This window comes from Leucobacter luti, assembly GCF_019464495.1.
Lineage (GTDB): Bacteria > Actinomycetota > Actinomycetes > Actinomycetales > Microbacteriaceae > Leucobacter > Leucobacter luti_A.
This window is the reverse complement of record NZ_CP080492.1, coordinates 2522784-2539875: the sequence shown is the minus strand read 5'-3', so window position 1 is coordinate 2539875 and position 17092 is coordinate 2522784. Positions and strand designations below refer to the sequence as shown.

13 protein-coding genes and 4 pseudogenes are annotated in these 17092 nt (G+C 65.4%); 8 read left to right on the top strand and 9 right to left on the bottom strand.

The annotated features are described in order from the left end of the window. Positions 1 to 122: 122 nt before the first annotated feature. Positions 123 to 1100: a hypothetical protein gene (locus K1X41_RS11330; RefSeq protein WP_220174658.1), complete on the bottom strand. Its 978-nt coding sequence runs from the start codon at positions 1098 to 1100 to the stop codon at positions 123 to 125. A 187-nt stretch (positions 1101 to 1287) separates the two neighbouring features. Here K1X41_RS11330 and purL point away from each other — a divergent pair, with 187 nt between their 5' ends. From purL to K1X41_RS16015, 7 genes and pseudogenes are all read left to right on the top strand, one after another. After that, entirely contained in the window at positions 1288 to 3612 is a 2325-nt protein-coding gene (purL, locus tag K1X41_RS11325; protein ID WP_220174657.1) for a phosphoribosylformylglycinamidine synthase subunit PurL, read from the top strand. Between the two features lie 376 nt (positions 3613 to 3988). Beyond that, positions 3989 to 4279 (top strand): putative quinol monooxygenase, encoded by a 291-nt coding sequence (locus K1X41_RS11320; protein WP_220174656.1) that lies wholly within the window; start codon positions 3989 to 3991, stop codon positions 4277 to 4279. Between the two features lie 579 nt (positions 4280 to 4858). Further along, positions 4859 to 6663, top strand: a pseudogene (locus K1X41_RS16170) (phospho-sugar mutase). An 84-nt stretch (positions 6664 to 6747) separates the two neighbouring features. Then, the gene (locus K1X41_RS15770; protein ID WP_258566520.1) at positions 6748 to 7011 is read left to right on the top strand and encodes an NAD(P)H-hydrate dehydratase; all 264 of its coding nucleotides are present in this window, start codon (positions 6748 to 6750) and stop codon (positions 7009 to 7011) included. Between the two features lie 250 nt (positions 7012 to 7261). Continuing rightward, complete coding sequence (locus K1X41_RS15765) at positions 7262 to 7630, top strand: NAD(P)H-hydrate dehydratase (RefSeq protein WP_258566519.1); 369 nt, start codon at positions 7262 to 7264, stop codon at positions 7628 to 7630. A 68-nt stretch (positions 7631 to 7698) separates the two neighbouring features. Next, positions 7699 to 7767: pseudogene (locus tag K1X41_RS16020) on the top strand (DUF488 domain-containing protein); the annotation flags it as partial. 166 nt (positions 7768 to 7933) lie between these two features. Beyond that, positions 7934 to 8008: pseudogene (locus tag K1X41_RS16015) on the top strand (hypothetical protein); the annotation flags it as partial. Positions 8009 to 8025: 17 nt separating this feature from the next. Here K1X41_RS16015 and K1X41_RS11300 read toward each other — a convergent pair. From K1X41_RS11300 to sdhC, 6 genes and pseudogenes are all read right to left on the bottom strand, one after another. Further along, positions 8026 to 9380 (bottom strand): annotated as a pseudogene (locus K1X41_RS11300) (thymidine phosphorylase). Positions 9381 to 9461: 81 nt separating this feature from the next. Then, positions 9462 to 10442 carry a YihY/virulence factor BrkB family protein gene (locus K1X41_RS11295; RefSeq protein ID WP_132201516.1) on the bottom strand — a complete coding sequence of 327 codons (981 nt, stop codon included), beginning with the start codon at positions 10440 to 10442 and terminating at the stop codon, positions 9462 to 9464. 55 nt (positions 10443 to 10497) lie between these two features. Beyond that, positions 10498 to 11262, bottom strand: a complete 765-nt coding sequence (locus K1X41_RS11290) for a succinate dehydrogenase iron-sulfur subunit (RefSeq protein WP_132201514.1) — start codon at positions 11260 to 11262, stop codon at positions 10498 to 10500. 3 nt (positions 11263 to 11265) lie between these two features. Next, on the bottom strand, positions 11266 to 13077 hold the full coding sequence (sdhA, locus tag K1X41_RS11285) for a succinate dehydrogenase flavoprotein subunit (protein ID WP_132201512.1): 1812 nt from the start codon (positions 13075 to 13077) through the stop codon (positions 11266 to 11268). Positions 13078 to 13122: 45 nt separating this feature from the next. Then, a complete protein-coding gene (locus tag K1X41_RS11280; RefSeq protein WP_132201510.1) occupies positions 13123 to 13566 on the bottom strand; it encodes a succinate dehydrogenase hydrophobic membrane anchor subunit in 444 nt (147 codons plus the stop codon). 14 nt (positions 13567 to 13580) lie between these two features. Further along, positions 13581 to 13913 carry a succinate dehydrogenase, cytochrome b556 subunit gene (sdhC, locus tag K1X41_RS11275; RefSeq protein ID WP_243642849.1) on the bottom strand — a complete coding sequence of 111 codons (333 nt, stop codon included), beginning with the start codon at positions 13911 to 13913 and terminating at the stop codon, positions 13581 to 13583. 292 nt (positions 13914 to 14205) lie between these two features. Here sdhC and K1X41_RS11270 point away from each other — a divergent pair, with 292 nt between their 5' ends. Further along, positions 14206 to 15336 carry a mannose-1-phosphate guanylyltransferase gene (locus tag K1X41_RS11270; RefSeq protein ID WP_132201506.1) on the top strand — a complete coding sequence of 377 codons (1131 nt, stop codon included), beginning with the start codon at positions 14206 to 14208 and terminating at the stop codon, positions 15334 to 15336. 6 nt (positions 15337 to 15342) lie between these two features. Here the strand turns inward: K1X41_RS11270 and K1X41_RS11265 are convergent, their stop codons facing one another. Next, positions 15343 to 16107 (bottom strand): PDC sensor domain-containing protein, encoded by a 765-nt coding sequence (locus K1X41_RS11265; protein WP_243735956.1) that lies wholly within the window; start codon positions 16105 to 16107, stop codon positions 15343 to 15345. A gap of 35 nt (positions 16108 to 16142) precedes the next feature. Continuing rightward, complete coding sequence (locus K1X41_RS11260) at positions 16143 to 16949, bottom strand: FadR/GntR family transcriptional regulator (RefSeq protein ID WP_132201502.1); 807 nt, start codon at positions 16947 to 16949, stop codon at positions 16143 to 16145. Positions 16950 to 17092: the final 143 nt, after the last annotated feature.

Here is a 17092-nt window from a genome sequence, read left to right as displayed (position 1 = left end):
CGCGGTGCCAACGCCGGGCAGAACGCGAAAGCCCGTGAGCACACTACGCGCTCACGGGCTTTCGCCGATTCACTCAGCGGGATGCAGTCGCAACAGGGTCGCTGCCACATCTCTCGGAGGTATTACTGCGGTGGCAGCGGTGCTCCCGGAACCGAGAAATCCGGTTGGCCATCGGGCCGTGCGGGGATCGGCCGCCCATCGATGAACGTCGGCCAGGGCAGAAGCGGCCCCTGCTTCGTCTGCGGCGCAGGAGCCGGTGCGGAAGCCGACGCAGGTGCCGGTGCCGGTGCCGGAGCCGGAGCCTGCGCCTGCGCCTGCGGGTTCTGAACAAACGGCGGCTGCGGCGTTGCCGGCTGACCGATCGGGGCCTGTCCCCTGTACGGTGCGGGCATCATGGCCCTGCGTGCGTCAGCTGCGGCACGAGCGCTCTCACGATCCGGTGCACCGTAGAACCACCGCAGCAGCAGAGTAATGGCGAGACCGAGTGCCGTGAGGATCAGCGTTGCAACCGCGATCTTCCAGTACAGCTCGGGGATCGTGATGTTGAACGTTTCGATCGCGATCGGCGCCGTGAAGAGGATGCCGGAGAGCACCGCGAGCATGCTCGTCACAAAGGAGAAGCGGCCGATCGACTCAGCTTTGCCCTCACTCATGCTCAGCAATCCCTGGCAGCACAACAGCACGAGCCTCGTTACACCGACGACTACGATGCCCTTCCAGAGGAGCGCCCACCCGAGCCCGAACGGGTCGTATGGGGTCATCCAGGTGACGATCAGGAGCAGCGCCAGAATGTACGAGTTCGCGATGAGGGCGACCGGCGCGTACCACTCCGATTTCAGTTCCCGTCGCGTGTCGAGCGCAGTCAGCCCGACAAACACCGCGAACACAAAGAACGTCGCGAAGACGCGCTCGAACTTGCCCTGGAAATCACCGATGAACAGCAGAGAGATCGAGGCAACCGTGAGGGCTGCCAGCAAGATGATGCTGATCTTCAGGAACGTGGAGAGCTTGCGCGTGCTTCCGCTCCCCGTCGACGCCGCAGCGTTTGCGTGCGACGCGGTATCAACGGGTTGATCGGGTCCAGCAGTGGGGGTACTCATGTCTCTAGTTTCGCGGGTTCCCCTGACAAATGCCACATATACAGACGAAATACGTGCGAGCACGAGCCTTTTCCAAGGAATCTGTGGCGGGCTTCGTGCGACTCAGAACACCGTAGACTAGCGGGGTGAGCGCCCAGCCGCTTGCGATCGTTGCCGCACAGCCCCCGAGCCCACGGAGCCCACCAGCGTGAGTGAAACCACTGCCCCGATCCATGTCCCGGATACCGTCTCTGACGCGATCGCGACGCCCGATAAAGCGCAGCCCTACGAGGCCCTCGGCCTGAAGGCCGACGAGTACGCGCAGATCCGCGAGATCCTTGGCCGCCGCCCAACCTCGGGTGAGCTTGCCATGTACTCGGTCATGTGGTCCGAGCACTGCTCCTACAAGTCTTCGAAGATCTACCTGCGCCAGTTCGGCCAGAAGGTCAACGACAAGATGAAAGAACGCCTCCTCGTCGGCATGGGCGAGAACGCAGGCGTGATCGACATCGGTGAGGGCTGGGCCGTGACCTTCAAGGTCGAAAGCCACAACCACCCCTCCTACATTGAGCCCTTCCAGGGTGCCGCAACTGGCGTTGGCGGCATTATCCGCGACATCATCTCGATGGGGGCACGCCCTGTCGCCGTCATGGACCAGCTCCGATTCGGCGCTATCGACGATCCCGATACGCCCCGCGTAGTCCACGGCGTCGTCTCCGGCATCAGCTCCTACGCGAACTGCCTCGGGCTGCCCAACCTGGGCGGCGAAACCGTGTTCGACGCGGTGTACCAGCAGAACCCGCTCGTCAATGCGCTCGGTGTCGGCGTGCTGCGGCACGAGGACCTCCACCTCGCCAATGCCTCAGGCGCAGGCAACAAGGTCGTACTTTTCGGAGCCCGCACCGGCGGCGACGGCATCGGCGGCGCCTCGATCCTTGCCTCCGACAGCTTCAGCGAGGGTGGCCCAACGAAGCGCCCCGCAGTGCAGGTCGGCGATCCATTCGCAGAGAAGGTGCTCATCGAGTGCTGCCTCGAGCTGTTCCGCGGCGATCTCGTAGAAGGCATCCAAGATCTCGGCGCCGCTGGTATCTCTTGTGCCACCTCGGAGCTTGCGGCAAACGGTGACGGCGGCATGTTTATCGAGCTCGACAGCGTGCTGTTGCGCGATCCCTCACTCACGGCTGAAGAGATCCTCATGTCCGAGAGCCAGGAGCGCATGATGGCGGTGGTGCACCCGGACAAGCTCGAAGCTTTCCTCGCAGTCACCGCGAAGTGGGATGTTGAGACGAGCGTGCTCGGTGAAGTCACCGATACGGGACGCCTGATCATCAACTGGCAGGGTGAGGAGATCGTGAACGTCGATCCCTCGACCGTCGCTGTAGATGGCCCCGTATACGAGCGCCCGGTGGCGTACCCTGCGTGGATCGATGCGTTGCAGGCCGACTCGGTCAACGCCGCCGGTCTCGAGCGCGACGGCTCGGGTGACGCGCTCCGCGCCCAGATGATCGCGGTCGCGGCTTCTCCCAACCAGGCAGACGTGTCCTGGGTCACGAACCAGTACGACACCTACGTGCTCGGCAACACGGCACTCTCGTTCCCCGACGGTGCCGGCATGATCCGCGTGGACGAGGAGAGCGGGCTGGGCATCGCACTCGCGACAGACGCAAACGGTCGCTACTGCCAGCTCGACCCGTTCGTCGGCTCGCAGCTCGCGCTCGCCGAGGCCTACCGCAACGTGGCCACCTCAGGCGCCGTTCCGACGGCTGTCACTGACTGCCTGAACTTCGGCAGCCCAGAGAACCCCGAGGTCATGTGGCAGTTCTCGCAGGCTGTCGCTGGCTTGTCCGACGCCTGCCTTGAGCTCGAGGTGCCCGTCACCGGCGGCAACGTCTCGCTCTACAACCAAACAGGTGAGACCCCGATCCACCCCACCCCCGTGGTGGGCGTGCTCGGGATCATCGACGACGTTGCCCGACGCGTGCCGAGCGGCTGGCAGGATCAGGGCGAGCACCTCTACCTGCTGGGCGTCACCCGCGACGAGCTCGACGGCTCCGCATGGGCAGGCACCGTGCACGATCACCTCGGCGGGCGCCCGCCGGTGGCCGATCTTGATGCTGAGCGCCGCCTCGCTGGACTGCTGCACGCAGCAGCTCAGGGCGGGCTGCTCTCCGGCGCGGTCGATCTCTCCGAGGGTGGGCTTGCGCAGGCACTCACGGACGGCGCTCTTCGCTTCGGCGTCGGCGCTCGGATCTGGATCGACGAGATCATTTCCCGGGACGGCGTAGACGCGACGGCCGCGATGTTCTCCGAGTCGCAGGCACGTGTACTCGTTGCCGTCCCGCACGAGGAAGAAGTGAAGTTCCGCGGCCTCTGTTCCGGACGGGACTACCCGGTGCTGCGCATCGGAGTGACGGATGGCGCGGGTGAGGACGCCTCGATCGAGGTGCAGGATCGCTTCATGCTGCCGCTCGCTGAGCTCGGTGCGGCTTCGCGCGCGACGCTGCCTGAGCGCTTCGGCGCAGTGATCGGCTAGTCCTCGATTCACAGCCTGCGGCCCGCGGCGAGCACATGCTCGCTGCGGGCCGCAGCTGTATCTGTGTCCTCCTGGGGCGGCTCGCCCGCAACCTATCGACGCGCACTCCCGCGCCCCTGTAGCCGCGCCTCACGCCCTTGGGCCCGCGGGGCCTGCGGACGCGCCCGCGCGGGAGCCGGCGTTCAAGCTTCATGGGTCCATTTTTGGGCCTTCACCTCGGCGAAGCCCCATATTTCGACCCATGAACACGTTCACACGGCATGCAGGACGCGCACGGTGCACACGGTTTGCAGGACGGGCGCCTTGCACGGCGGCCTCGTCACACGCCACACGACTCCGGAACTAGGCTGGAGGGCCACACTCACACGGAGGTCACATGTTGCGCGTACTCGTCCCCTGCCGCTTCACTCGCGAGAACCGGGAGGCAGCGCTCACGGTGTATCGCGCACTCATTGCAGAAACGCGGACCGAACCGGGCTGTGTGAGCTACGAACTCCTCGCCGACGTCGAAGACGACACCGCGTTCGTGCTCGCGGAAAGCTGGCGGTCGCAGGAGGACCTCGACGCGCACACGCGCACGCCACACTTCCGCAGGGCGATGATCGCCCTAGAAACTCTCGAGACAGCAGAAAACGCACGCCGCTTCCACGTCGTGGAAACGGCGTAAATTCGGCACAGATACAGCGCAGGAGCGACGCAACAGCAGCGCAGAAGCGATGCAGATGCGGCTTGGAGGCCGCGCAACAGGTGGCAGAGTAGCGACGAAACAGTTGCGTGGCTACGGAATCGCTGCGCAGTCACTTCGGCCGAGCCGCCCGCTGGCGCCACACGTGCCCGCTGCGGACAGCGCGCCCGCACTCAAAGCGCCAGCGGGCAAAGCGCCAGCGCTCAGCGGGCCGGCAGGCAAAGCGCTATCGCTCACGCGCCAGCAGGCAGAGTGCCAGCGCTCGGCGCGATAACGGGCAAAGCGCCAGCAGAGCGCTCAGAGTCCGACTAGCGCGGGCAGGTGCAGCGATCTGCTGCAGCAACGCCGGCGAGAGCTTCCTCAATGTGCTCGCCGCAGCCAGCCCAGGTTGTCTTGCTGCAGGTATCGCAGCGCACGGAAGCGCACATGCTTCGTCCTCTCTCGAAGTTCGCGGGCGTCACACCGACACCCCACACCAGCCTACCCAGGCTCCCGGCGCGTCGCTCTCAGGAGTGGTAGCTTGAATTTGCTTCGGCGTATGCCGTGGAAGGAGAACACGCGATGGGACATCTCGCGGGGGACGCGTCTGCGCTCAACCCAGAACATCTGATCACTGCTGCGACGGCCTGGGCCGAGCAGGACATCGATCCAGCAACGCAGCGTGAGACCACACACCTCGTCGCGCTGGCGCGTGCCGGAGATGCGGCCGCGATTGCGTCGCTCCACGCGGCGTTCTCAGGTCGCCTCGCGTTCGGCACCGCGGGTCTGCGGGGTCCGCTCGGAGCTGGCCCGCTGCGCATGAACCGCGTCGTCGTCGCGCAAACGAGCGCGGGCTTCGCAGCGTACCTGTGGGAGCGCGCACAGAGCGGGGAGGCGGAGTCGCCACCCTCGATCGTCATTGGTTTCGATGGCCGCGTGAATTCGGACGTTTTTGCTCGCGACACCGCGGAGATCATGGCGGGGGCGGGGATTCGGGTGTTTCTCCTGCCGGAGCCGGGCCCCACGCCTCTCACCGCGTTTGCAGTGCGACATCTCCGGGTCTCGGCCGGGGTGATGATCACGGCGAGCCACAATCCGCCGCGAGATAACGGATACAAGGTCTACCTTGGCGATCAGGATGCCGGATCACAGATCGTGCCGCCGGTCGACGGAATCATTGCGGATCGGATCGCGCGCGCGGCGAGCCGCCCGCTCTCCGAACTGCCGCGCAAGACGGACTACACCGTTCTAGGATCCGGTGTCGCCGATGCCTACGTCTCAGAAACTGCCGCTGCCCTTCTCGCAGGGTTCCCGGAGGCCCCAGAGACTCCCGGCCTGCCGCGGGCCGCGTCGCAGAACCTCAGCATCACCTACACCGCGATGCACGGTGTCGGGTCGGATATCGCGCGTCGGGTCTTCACCTCAGCCGGGCTGCCAGCAGTGACCGTGGTGCCCGAGCAGGATCGTCCGGACGGTGCGTTCCCGACCGTGGACTTCCCCAACCCGGAGGAGCCTGGCGCACTCGACCTCGCGTTCCGAGTCGCGCGAGGGGTTCAGCCGATCTGGTTGTGGCGCACGATCCCGACGCAGACCGTCTCGCGATTGCAGTTCCTGATAGCGCTGATCCCAACGGCTACCGCCGTTTGACGGGGAACCAGCTGGGGCTTCTGCTGGGGTGGCGGGCCGCTGAACGTGCGTGGGCGCGGGCCGAGCACACAGGCTCTGAGCCGGCCGGCGCGCTGGCCTGCACGATCGTTTCATCTCCCGCGCTGCGGGCTGTCGCGAAGGAGTACGGGCTTGATTACGCCGAGACGCTCTCCGGATTCAAGTGGGTGTCCCGGGTACCCGGCCTCATCTTCGGGTTTGAAGAAGCGCTCGGATACCTGACGCACCCGGACACGGTGCGCGACAAGGATGGAATTTCGGCGAGCGCCGATGCGATCGCCCTGGTGCGCGAACTTGCTGCTGAGGGTCGCACGGTCTGGGACCTTCTGGACGAGGCAAGCGAGCGCTTCGGGCACTTCGCGAGCTCCCAGATCACGCTTCGGCTCGAGTCAATGGCAGCCGCGACGGCCCTCGCTGCTCGGATTCGCCAGGAGCCACCGCAGTTCTTTGGTGACGTTGCAGTCGACCAGGTGCAAGACTTGCTCGTTCCCGGCCTCGCCGAGGTGCCAGCCGACGTGCTGCGCTTCGACCTGTCCGATGGGGCTCGGGTGATGATTCGGCCGAGCGGCACCGAACCGAAGCTCAAGGTGTACCTTGATACGTTCAGTGACGCTGGATCGGCCGCCGAGCGCCGCGACGCCGCTGAGGCCGCACTCGCGCGGCTGGACGCCGCCGTCCGCAAGACGCTTGCCGCGCTGCTGGCAGAACCGACGAGCGCATGAGCACGCGCTGGACCGAGCTCGAGGCTGCGCAGTGGCTCCGTCAGCCCGGGCCAGCGGACAACAAGTACGGTCTCGGTACTCGGCGTGCGCACAGGCTCAGCGCAGTACCCCGGCGCAGCGGTGCTCACCGTGTCTGCGGCCTGGCGCACCGGCGTCGGCCTGCTGCGGTACGTGCCTCCAGCTGACGACGCTGAGCCGCCCTTCGGGCTCCCGTCTCCTGCGTCTGCAGTGCTCGCGGCCAGGCCGGAAACAGTCTTCGGAACAGCTGACTCTCGTGCATGCGATGCGTGGTTGATCGGCTCCGGACTGACCCTGCGGCGCGTTCGGCGGCCGAAACTGCGATCTTGAGCGAGTTGCTCAGCGGTCCGCAGCCCGTCGTCGTTGATGCTGGCGCCCTCGGTGGTCGCAGATCGTGCCCTGTCTGCTCCGAGCGCTGCGGCGCCACGCACCCCCACCATCCTGACTCCGCATGCTGGCGAGTTCGCGCGCCTGTGGCAGCAGCTCGGCATGGGCACCCTCCCACAGCGCTCAAGGAGCCGTTTGATACCGTGCAGCGAAGCGCCGCCGCCGCGGGCTTGCCACCGCGCTCGGTGCAACGGTGCTGCTCAAGGGCACCGTATCGATTTGTGCGACGCCCGGCGGGATCGCGTTGCACACTGGCCCCGCGACGCCGCGGCTGGCGACGGCGGGGTCCGGCGATGTGCTCGCAGGGATCCTTGGGGCACTGGTCACGCTGAACGCGGAGCGCGTTCAGGCCCAGCCCGAGTTGCTCGGTGCGCTGGGATCGACTGCCGCTCTCCTGCACGATTTGGCAGCGCACCACGCAGCCGGCTCTGCCCCGGTGGCACGCGAGGCACGTGCTCGCGCCGCGGTCACACGCCGGCTGGGTGCTCCGATTCTCGCGCTCGATATCGCCGCCGCGCTCCCTACGGCAATCGCCGATCTCCTCACCCGCGCCACGGCATAGCGGGTGGCGCCCGCGCGCTTCCGTGATTCTCGGCAGGCGCACTCTCCGGTGCGTGGCAGAATCGGCTCATGGAGATCGTCCTCAAGCGGGCCTATGAGCCCGCGGACCCGTCAGACGGCATCCGGGTGCTCGTGGACGGGCTCTGGCCGCGCGGAATCAGCAAACTCGCCCTCCAACTCGACGGCTGGGCCAGGATGCGGCCCCGAGCCCTGAGCTCCGCCGCGAATGGCACACTGACCCGCGCACGATCCCGCGGTCTTTGCGGCGTTCAGTGCCCGCTACCGGGCGGAACTCGACCGGGAGCCAGCGCTCGCTGCTGCCCGGGACCTCCTGGCACAGGCGCGAGCGGTGCCGCGACTCACGCTGGTGTACGGCGCGAAGGACACCGCGCAGAATCACGCGGTCGTGCTCCGTGACGCGCTTCTCGCGCTGGACGCCGCAGAACTCGCGTCTGCGGACGCGATCCGCCCGGCGATGAGTGGCCGCTCGACCGGGGCTGCCGCACCCAATTCCACCGCGGTGGCGAGTGATTCCAGCCCGCGGGCAAGCCGCCCAGGATCATCGCAGCTAACCTCGAACAACGGGTCACCTGCGCGCACGGTATCGCCTTGCCGCACGAGCACTTCGACGCCTGCGGCGTGATCCACGGGATCCCTGGACGCGCGACCGGCCCCGAGGCGCCAGGCCCCCACGCCAACCGCGCGAGCGTCGACCCGCTGCACGATCCCAGTGGCACCGGCACGCACGATTTCCGTTTCACGTGCAACGGGAGTGCTGCTTCAGGATCTCCGCCCTGCGCCACGATGATCCGCCGCCACGCTTCCAGTGCGCGGCCATCAGCGAGCGCTGGGCCCGGGTCGAGATCGGGCATTCCTGCGAGTGCGAGCATTTCCCGCGCCAAGCTGAGCGTGAGCTCAACAACGTCTGCTGGACCGCCTCCGTGCAGCACTTCGACGGCCTCCCGCACCTCGTTTGCGTTCCCCACCGCGCGGCCCAGCGGCGCGTCCATGTCGGTCAGCAGCGCAACCGTGCGCAGCCCAGAGTCGTCCCCCAGCTGCACCATCGTGCTGGCGAGCTCACGGGCCTCAGTGAGTGAGGGCACGAATGCGCCGGACCCGAACTTGACGTCGAGCACGAGACCATCCGCTCCCTCGGCGATCTTCTTACTCATGATTGAGGACGCGATCAGCGGGAGCGACGCCACCGTGCCAGTGACGTCACGGAGTGCGTACATCGCGCGGTCTGCCGGGGCCAGACCAGGTCCGGCCGCGCAGATCACTCCCCCGGTATCTCGGAGGGCTCGATACATCTCCTCGTTCGATAGATCGGCGCGCCAGCCGGGGATCGATTCGAGCTTGTCGAGCGTCCCCCCGGTGTGCCCGAGACCACGGCCCGACAGTTGTGGCACCGCAACACCGAGCGCGGCGAGCAGCGGCACAAGTGGCAGCGTGATCTTGTCGCCGACGCCGCCCGTGGAGTGCTTGTCAATTGCGGGCCGTCCGAGCCCCACGAAGCTGAGCCGCTCCCCACTCGCGATCATCGCAGCGGTAAGGTCCCGGATCTCGCGCCGGCCCATCCCCTGAATGACAATCGCCATCAGCAGCGCGCTCATCTGCTCGGGGGCGACGACGCCGCGTGTGAACGCGTCGACGACCCAGGCGATTTCGTCTGGTGCGAGCTCGCGAGCGTGCCGCTTCGTGGCGATCAGGTCAACGACGTCGTATGCCTCAAGAGGTGTGCGATCCTGCATGCACTCAACCCTACGGCTCACCCACGATTTGCCCGTGCTCGTGCCCGAACACTGCGCTCACTCCGAGGACGGCGCGTCACCCTAGTTCAGCAGCGATGCAGGTGCGGTCTCTGGCAGACCGAGCGTACGATCCTGTCCGGTCGCGATCCACGTGGCCGTGAGCAGCAGCGTGCGGCAGATGAAATTGAACCAGAGCAGCAGGCCAATAAATACCGCAAAGGTGGCAAGCAGGGGATTACTCGATGCCCCGCCCAGCAGCGCGCTCCCCAGGATCTTCAGACCCAGCAGCGCGAGTCCCCCGAGTGCGCAGCCGGAGATCAGCGACCATCGCGGCACGGTAACTTCGGCGAGGAAACGATGCATCGCGATCAACACGAGCACGTCGAACACGAACATTGCCGCGTAGCGCACGATCGCGCCGAGCCAGCCGAAGAACCAGCCATCAGGGTTGATTCCGATGAGCGAGAAGAACCAGTCAGAGAGCCCTGAGCTGAAAACTGTGAGCGCCGCAGAAACGAGAATTGCGGCGAAGAAGGCAACGGCGAGGACCAGGTCCCGCAGCTTCAACAGCAGTGCATTGCGATACTGCTTGACCTCGAGGCCGAAGATGATCCGGATTGACCGCCGCGTGCCCGTAAACCAGTTCAGTGCGACCCAGACGAGCGCGCCACCCGCAATGAGACTCGTCCAGTCGAGTCCGCGGGTTTCCAGAAGCGAGTTGATCTGCACTGCGCTGTCATCACCATTGCCCAGCAGCCCAGGCACCAACATGTTGAGCTGGGTAATCAGCGTTTCCAGGAGTTCGGGCCGGCTCCGCAGGAAAATCCCGAATGTCCCGAACCCAACATAGAGCCCCGCGAACACCGCGAAGAGTGCTTGGTAGCTCATTCCTCCGGAGAGCACGCTACCGCCCACATTCGTAAAGTGGGAGAACGTGCGCATCGGCCGGGTGCGCTGGGCCCACTGCCAGAGGGCGCTGCCCTGTTTCACGGCCACGGCAACGCGAGACGCCCCGGACTCCTCGTCGGCTGTGGCCTGGGAAGAATCGCGGGGCGTCGTCATGCGTCAATGCTAGCGGGCTGCAAGGCTGCAAGGCTGCAGGCCGCTCGCAGCTCGGTTAGGAGGTCTTTCCGGTGCGGATCGCCGCCTTGACCTCGGCGATTGCCTTGGTCACCTGAATGCCGCGGGGGCACGCATCCGTGCAGTTGAAGGTCGTGCGGCAGCGCCAGACGCCTTCGGTGTCGTTGAGGATATCGAGGCGCACCTCGGCGTTGTCGTCGCGCGAATCGAAGATGAAGCGGTGTGCGTTGACGATCGCGGCCGGGCCGAAGTACTGGCCGTCAGTCCAGAACACGGGGCACGAAGTGGTGCACGCAGCGCACAGGATGCACTTGGTCGTGTCATCGAAACGCTCCCGATCCGCGATGGACTGGATGCGCTCCTTGCCGCTCTCGGGCTTGCTTCCTGCAACGAGGAACGGCTGCACCTCACGGAATGACGCGAAGAACGGCTCCATGTCGACGATGAGGTCTTTCTCGAGGGGCAGGCCCTTGATTGCCTCGACGTAGATCGGCTTCGAAATATCGAGGTCCTTGATCAGCGTCTTGCAGGCGAGACGGTTGCGGCCGTTGATGCGCATGGCATCCGAGCCGCAGATGCCGTGAGCGCAGGAGCGACGGAACGACAATGAGCCGTCCTGATCCCATTTGATGCGGTGCAGCGCATCAAGAATGCGGTCCGTCGGATACATCTCGACGTCAAAGTCTTCCCAGTACGCCTCGCGACCCGATTCCGGGTTGAAGCGGCGCACCAGCAGCGTGACCGTAAACGGCTTGGGGGCGTCTTCGGTCGGCGCGGGTGCCTCAGCGGTGGCGGTGCTCATGACCTAGTACTTCCTCTCCATGGGCTGGTAGTTCGTGACGACGACCGGCTTCCAGTCGAGCCGGATGTGATCCTCAGGGTCGGCCGAGTGCGGGTCGCCGGTGAGGTAGGCCATCGTGTGCTTCATGTAGTTCTCATCGTCGCGCTTCGGGTAGTCGTCGCGCATGTGACCGCCACGGCTTTCCTTGCGGTTTCGGGCCGCGAAGACGAGCACCTCTGCGAGGTCGAGGAGGAAGCCCAACTCGATAGCTTCGAGCAGGTCGGTGTTGTACCGCATGCCGCGATCCTGCACGCCAACGTTCTTGTAGCGCTCACGCAGCCCATGGATCACCCCGAGCACCTCGGTGAGGGAATCCTCCGTGCGGAACACCTGTGCGCCACGGTCCATGGACTCCTGGAGCTCTTTGCGAATGTCGGCGACGCGCTCGGTGCCGGATCCGTTGCGGAACCCCTCGACGAGTTCGCGGACGAACTTCGCGGGATCCTCGGGGAGCGCCACGAACTCGGCCGAGTTCGCGTAGTCAGCCGCGTGGTTGCCGCTGCGCTTCCCGAACACGTTGATATCGAGCAGCGAGTTCGTGCCCAGACGGTTTGACCCGTGGACCGAAACGCACGCGCACTCGCCAGCTGCGTAGAGGCCGGGGACCACGGTGGTGTTGTCCGAGAGCACCTGCGCATCGTTGTTCGTGGGGATGCCGCCCATCGCGTAGTGCGCGGTGGGGAATACGGGGACCGGCTCAGTGACGGGGTCTACGCCGAGGTATGTGCGCGCGAACTCGGTGATGTCGGGGAGCTTGGTCTCGAGCACCTCGGCGCCCAGGTGGGTGCAGTCGAGGTACACGTAGTCCTTGTGGGGGCCAGCGCCGCGGCCGTCCAGCACTTCCTGCACCATCGAGCGGGCCACAATATCGCGGGGCGCGAGGTCTTTAATCGTCGGCGCATAGCGTTCCATGAAACGCTCGCCTGAGGCGTTGCGCAGGATCGCGCCCTCCCCGCGTGCGCCTTCGGTGAGGAGGATGCCGAGACCGGCGAGGCCGGTCGGATGGAACTGGTAGAACTCGATGTCTTCGAGCGGCAGGCCCTTGCGCCAGACAATGCCGACGCCATCGCCGGTGAGCGTGTGAGCGTTCGAGGTGGTCTTGAAGATCTTGCCAAAGCCGCCCGTTGCGAAGATGATCGACTTCGCCTGGAACACGTGCAATGCGCCCGTGGACAGCTCGTACGCTACGACACCGGAGGGCTTCTTCACGCCATCGACCTCTGTCATGACGAGATCAAGCACGTAGTACTCGTTGAAGAAGTTGACGCCAAGCTTGACGCAGTTCTGGAACAGGGTCTGCAGGATCATGTGGCCCGTGCGGTCAGCGGCGTAGCAGGCGCGGCGAACCGCGGCCTTGCCGTGGTCACGGGTGTGCCCACCGAAGCGGCGCTGATCGATCTTGCCCTCTGGCGTGCGGTTGAACGGCAGTCCCATGTTCTCGAGGTCGATGACCGCGTCGATGGCTTCCTTGGCAAGGATCTCGGCCGCGTCCTGGTCGACCAGATAGTCGCCGCCCTTGACCGTGTCAAAGGTGTGCCACTCCCAGTTGTCGTCCTCAACGTTGGCAAGCGCAGCGGCCATACCACCCTGTGCAGCTCCCGTGTGTGAGCGGGTGGGATAGAGCTTCGTGATGACCGCGGTCTTCGCCTTCGGCCCCGCCTCAATCGCTGCACGCATGCCGGCGCCGCCGGCACCCACGATGACAACGTCGAACTGGTGGTAAGTAACGCCGTCCTTGACGGTAACTTCTTCGCCCTGGTGGGTATCTGTAGTCACGTGAGTCCTATTCTCGTTTCAGAATGCCTGTGCCGGAAACCGGTGCTATGCCTTGCAGAATGACGCGACGAGCGCCGGGTCTGCACCAGCCGGGCAGGGGTCAAGCGTGTAAATCACGAAGGTGCCGAGCAGGATCAGCAGTGCGGCGGACAGGAAGAGCGCGACCTTGAACGCCTTCGCGAGAGCCGGGCGTGACACATAGTCGTTCACGATCGTGCGCATGCCGTTGGCGCCGTGAATCAGCGCAAGCCAGAGCAGCAGGGTGTCCCAGATCTGCCAGAACGGGCTCGCGAGCTTGCCAGCAACGAAACCAAAGTTGATCGCGTGCACACCACCCTCGGTCAGCAGCAGGTTGGATGCGAGGTGGCCAAATACGAGCACCACGAGCAGCACGCCTGAGACGCGCATGTAGATCCAGCCCCACTTTTCCCAGTTGGTGCGCTTCTTCGCGGGGGCCTGTGAGCGCGGAGCATCAATCGTCATCGTCATGTTTCTCTCCTCGCCTACGCGCCGAACACGTTCATCAGGTGGCGCGGCAGGAAGCCGGCCATCGTGACGACCCACAGGCCCATCACGATCCAGAACATCGCGCGCTGGTACTGGGCGCCCTTGCGCCAGTAGTCGACGAGGATGATTCGAATGCCGTTGTACGCGTGGAACACGATCGCTGCAACGAGAGCTGCTTCGCCGAGGCCCATGATGGGGGTCTTATAGGTGCTCATGACGGCGTTGTACGCCTCCGGGCTGACGCGGATCAGTGCGGTATCGAGCACGTGCACCAGAAGGAAGAAGAAGATCGCGACACCGGTAATCCGGTGCAGCACCCACGACCACATTCCCTCGTTGCCGCGGTAAAGCGTGCCGCCCGGGCGGCTCTTCTGCTTTGCCGCGGGCGCGGCCTCTGCCGTTTGGGCTGACACGGGCTTCCTCCTTGGTCCTGCTTTGCCGGGCGATACCCGACAGCTGACATCGTGATCTCAGATTCGCACATAGCGTGTTCCAAGCGCGCTCGGAACAGTGCAATGCTGAGAATCCACTGCGCCATCCATTATGGCACCATTCCGAAGCGCCGCCCGCACCTGGACACACACCGGTCACTCTCGGTGCCGCCCAGCTAGTCTGGAAGGCATGACCGACGCCTCCGAGCTCCCCTCCGCAATCGACCGGCTCACCTGCGTGATCCCCGCTGGCGGCGTAGGATCACGCCTGTGGCCGCTGTCTCGTGCAAACGCCCCAAAGTTCCTGCTGGATCTCACCGGCTCCGGTGATTCTCTGCTGCGCGCGACCTGGGATCGGCTCGCCCCGATTGCCCCGCCCGAGCGTGTGATGGTCGTCACCGGCACGTCGCACCGCGATTCAGTTGCCGAGCAGCTGCCTGAGCTGCTGCGCGACAACCTGATTACGGAGAGTGAGCCAAAGGATTCGTCTGCGGCGATCGGCCTGGCTGCGGCACTCTTGGAGCTCCGAGATCCCGACGCAATTCTCGGCTCGTTTGCCGCTGATCACGTGATCCGGGGCGATGTGCTGTTCCAGCGTGCGGTCACGACGGCAGTGCAGGCGGCGGATCAGGGCTACATCGCCACCATCGGAATCCACCCCTCACACCCGGCGACCGGTTTTGGGTACATCTCGTGCGGGACCGCACGCGGGGATCTCGCCCCGTTTGACGTGTATGAGGTCACGGAGTTCGTGGAGAAGCCAGATGCCGCGCAGGCTGAGGCGTATCTCGCAGACGGTGGGTACCTCTGGAACGCTGGCATGTTCATCGCTCGCGCAACGGTGTTGCTGGATCAAATGGCCCATGCGGAACCGGAACTCGTGCGCGCGTTGCGAGAGATTGCTGCGGCCTGGGGCACCGAGCAGGGTGCTGCGGTGCGCGAGCGACTCTGGTCGTCACTTCCCAAGATCGCGATTGACTACACGGTTGCCGAGCCCGCCGCGGCTGCGGGAAAGATGGTGTGCGTCGCTGCCCACTTTGATTGGGATGATGTCGGAGACTTCGCTTCGGTCGCAAACCTCCTCACCCGAGGAAGAGGCAGCGATCTTGCGGTCCTCGGTGACGGCGCGCAGGTCCTTTCAGACGCATCGAGCGGGATCGTGGTCTCTGAGACCAACAGGCTCGTCGCACTGGTCGGTGTGGACGATGTCGTCGTGGTCGACACGGCCGATGTGCTGCTCGTGACGTCGAAGCGGCGGGCACAGGATGTGAAGAATCTCGTCAACCGGATGAAGGTGACCGGCGGCGGGCACCTGCTCTAGCCGCACCTACCCGAATGTGGCCGCAAGCGGGTATCTGGCCGAGCGCACGAGTCGGGCTTCTACCCCTGGGGACGCACTCCCGGGCGTGGCAGAGCCTTCGTCCGCTGCGAGCGTGGCCGTGCTGGGGTCCGTGCCAAGCGCCTCGGCTCCGGGATGGCGATCGCCCGTCTCCCACCCAGGGTGGCTCGAGACAATCACGCGACCGTTCGCGTTGAGCAGTGTCACCCCGCCCGCCAGATTCGGCAGGAGCGCGCGTTCAAGCGAGGAGACCAGCACATCTGCGCAGATCACCCCGACGAACTCGGTTCCGAGCACAACGGGGAGCGCAGAAGTAATGGTGATCTCGTTGGAGCACAGGTAGTCAACGAACGGGCCTGCGACGTGACGCTCGCCGGTGGCCTCGGGCACCCGATACCATTCCAGGCGCACGAGATCGATCGCGGCCTGTCCTGGACCGAACGCTGAGGACGCGAGCAGGCTGCGCTCGGGTCCCTGCCACCACGCGAGCGGGTTCCCCTCAGAAACTAAACTCTCGCTGGCGCAGAATCCTGCACCGTAGAGTGGGCGGTCGCTGGAGTCCAGCACCGCGTGTGCATCGTGCTCAACGAGAGCCGCAAGCTGCGCGCCTGTCAGGAGCCCGTCTTCGAGTGCGCCCGTCAGCCGCTGGCGCAAGCGTGGCAACCACGCCTCGAGTGGGGCAAACACTCCGTCGAAGAAGGTCTCGGCGCTCGCGAGCGCATGGTCGAGACCCAGATCTACCTGTTGTGACACGGTTCATCCCCTCTCCAGTGAGGTCCCCGCCGAAGTCACCTGCTTCGGTTGCGAGCCTCCAGTGTGGCATGAACGGCCTCACTCTGGGGAGCCGCGAGCAGCTCCGCCCGGAAAGCTACGAGCCAGCGGACCGAGGTGCGCACTCCGTCACGCACAGCTGAGCGGGCGCGTTCGATGTCGCGAGCGCGAGTTGCAGTGATCTGCGTGGCAAGCGCGTCGTGTGTCGCGAGACGCGCCGCGCGGTCAAGGTCTTGGAGGGCAAGCAGCGGGGTGAATTCGGTCTGCACACGCACATGCTCGTTGGTGAGTCGCACTGACTGGCTGAGTGCGGCGAGTTCGAGCTGCACCTCAGTGATGCGGCGTCGCCACGGGGCGCGTTCGAGGTCACGGGCGTCATCGAGGATCTCCGCCACGACTTCGAGCTCCTCCGGCGTGGCGCGCTGACAGGCGAACTCGGCGCAGGCCGCCGCGATCGCTTCATAGTGCACACCGAGATCAGCGAGGGCCACGCGCGGCATCTCCATGAGGGCCCGCGCGTTGACCGCTTCGACAGAACCGTGACTCGGCCGCACGAAGCTGCCGCCGTTGCGCCCTCGCCGCGTCTCGATGAGCCCCCGATGCCGGAGACCGCCGAGGGCTTCTCGCACGGTGACCACGGCCACACCGAGCAGCGCCGAAAGCTCGGTCTCGCTCGGGAGTCGCTCCCCTTCGGTGAACGCCCCGACGGAGATTGCTTGCACGATCCGGGACTCAACGAGCTCGGTGCGCCCTTCTTCACCAATCGGCGCGAAGGCGGCGATACGGAGTCGACTGGGCGGCGAGTACACCGGCGTACCGCTCATCTACCCCTCCGTTCGACGACAAATCTGGGTCTCGATCTGGGTCGAGTCTGCCATGTGGTGAGTGAGGAACCCCTGAGCCGCACCGTCATCAAATCGTGATCTGTGGAATCTCCGCGTCTCTAAAACCTATTAACTCATATGTT

What these genes read in the sequence shown, in the direction of transcription:
- K1X41_RS11330 (WP_220174658.1), bottom strand. Translation starts at nt 1,100, where the DNA reads ATGAGTACCCCCACTGCTGGACCCGATCAACCCGTTGATACCGCGTCG.
- K1X41_RS11320 (WP_220174656.1), top strand. Translation starts at nt 3,989, where the DNA reads ATGTTGCGCGTACTCGTCCCCTGCCGCTTCACTCGCGAGAACCGGGAG.
- K1X41_RS11295 (WP_132201516.1), bottom strand. Translation starts at nt 10,442, where the DNA reads ATGACGACGCCCCGCGATTCTTCCCAGGCCACAGCCGACGAGGAGTCC.
- K1X41_RS11290 (WP_132201514.1), bottom strand. Translation starts at nt 11,262, where the DNA reads ATGAGCACCGCCACCGCTGAGGCACCCGCGCCGACCGAAGACGCCCCC.
- K1X41_RS11280 (WP_132201510.1), bottom strand. Translation starts at nt 13,566, where the DNA reads ATGACGATGACGATTGATGCTCCGCGCTCACAGGCCCCCGCGAAGAAG.
- sdhC (WP_243642849.1), bottom strand. Translation starts at nt 13,913, where the DNA reads ATGTGGTCGTGGGTGCTGCACCGGATTACCGGTGTCGCGATCTTCTTC.
- K1X41_RS11270 (WP_132201506.1), top strand. Translation starts at nt 14,206, where the DNA reads ATGACCGACGCCTCCGAGCTCCCCTCCGCAATCGACCGGCTCACCTGC.
- K1X41_RS11260 (WP_132201502.1), bottom strand. Translation starts at nt 16,949, where the DNA reads ATGAGCGGTACGCCGGTGTACTCGCCGCCCAGTCGACTCCGTATCGCC.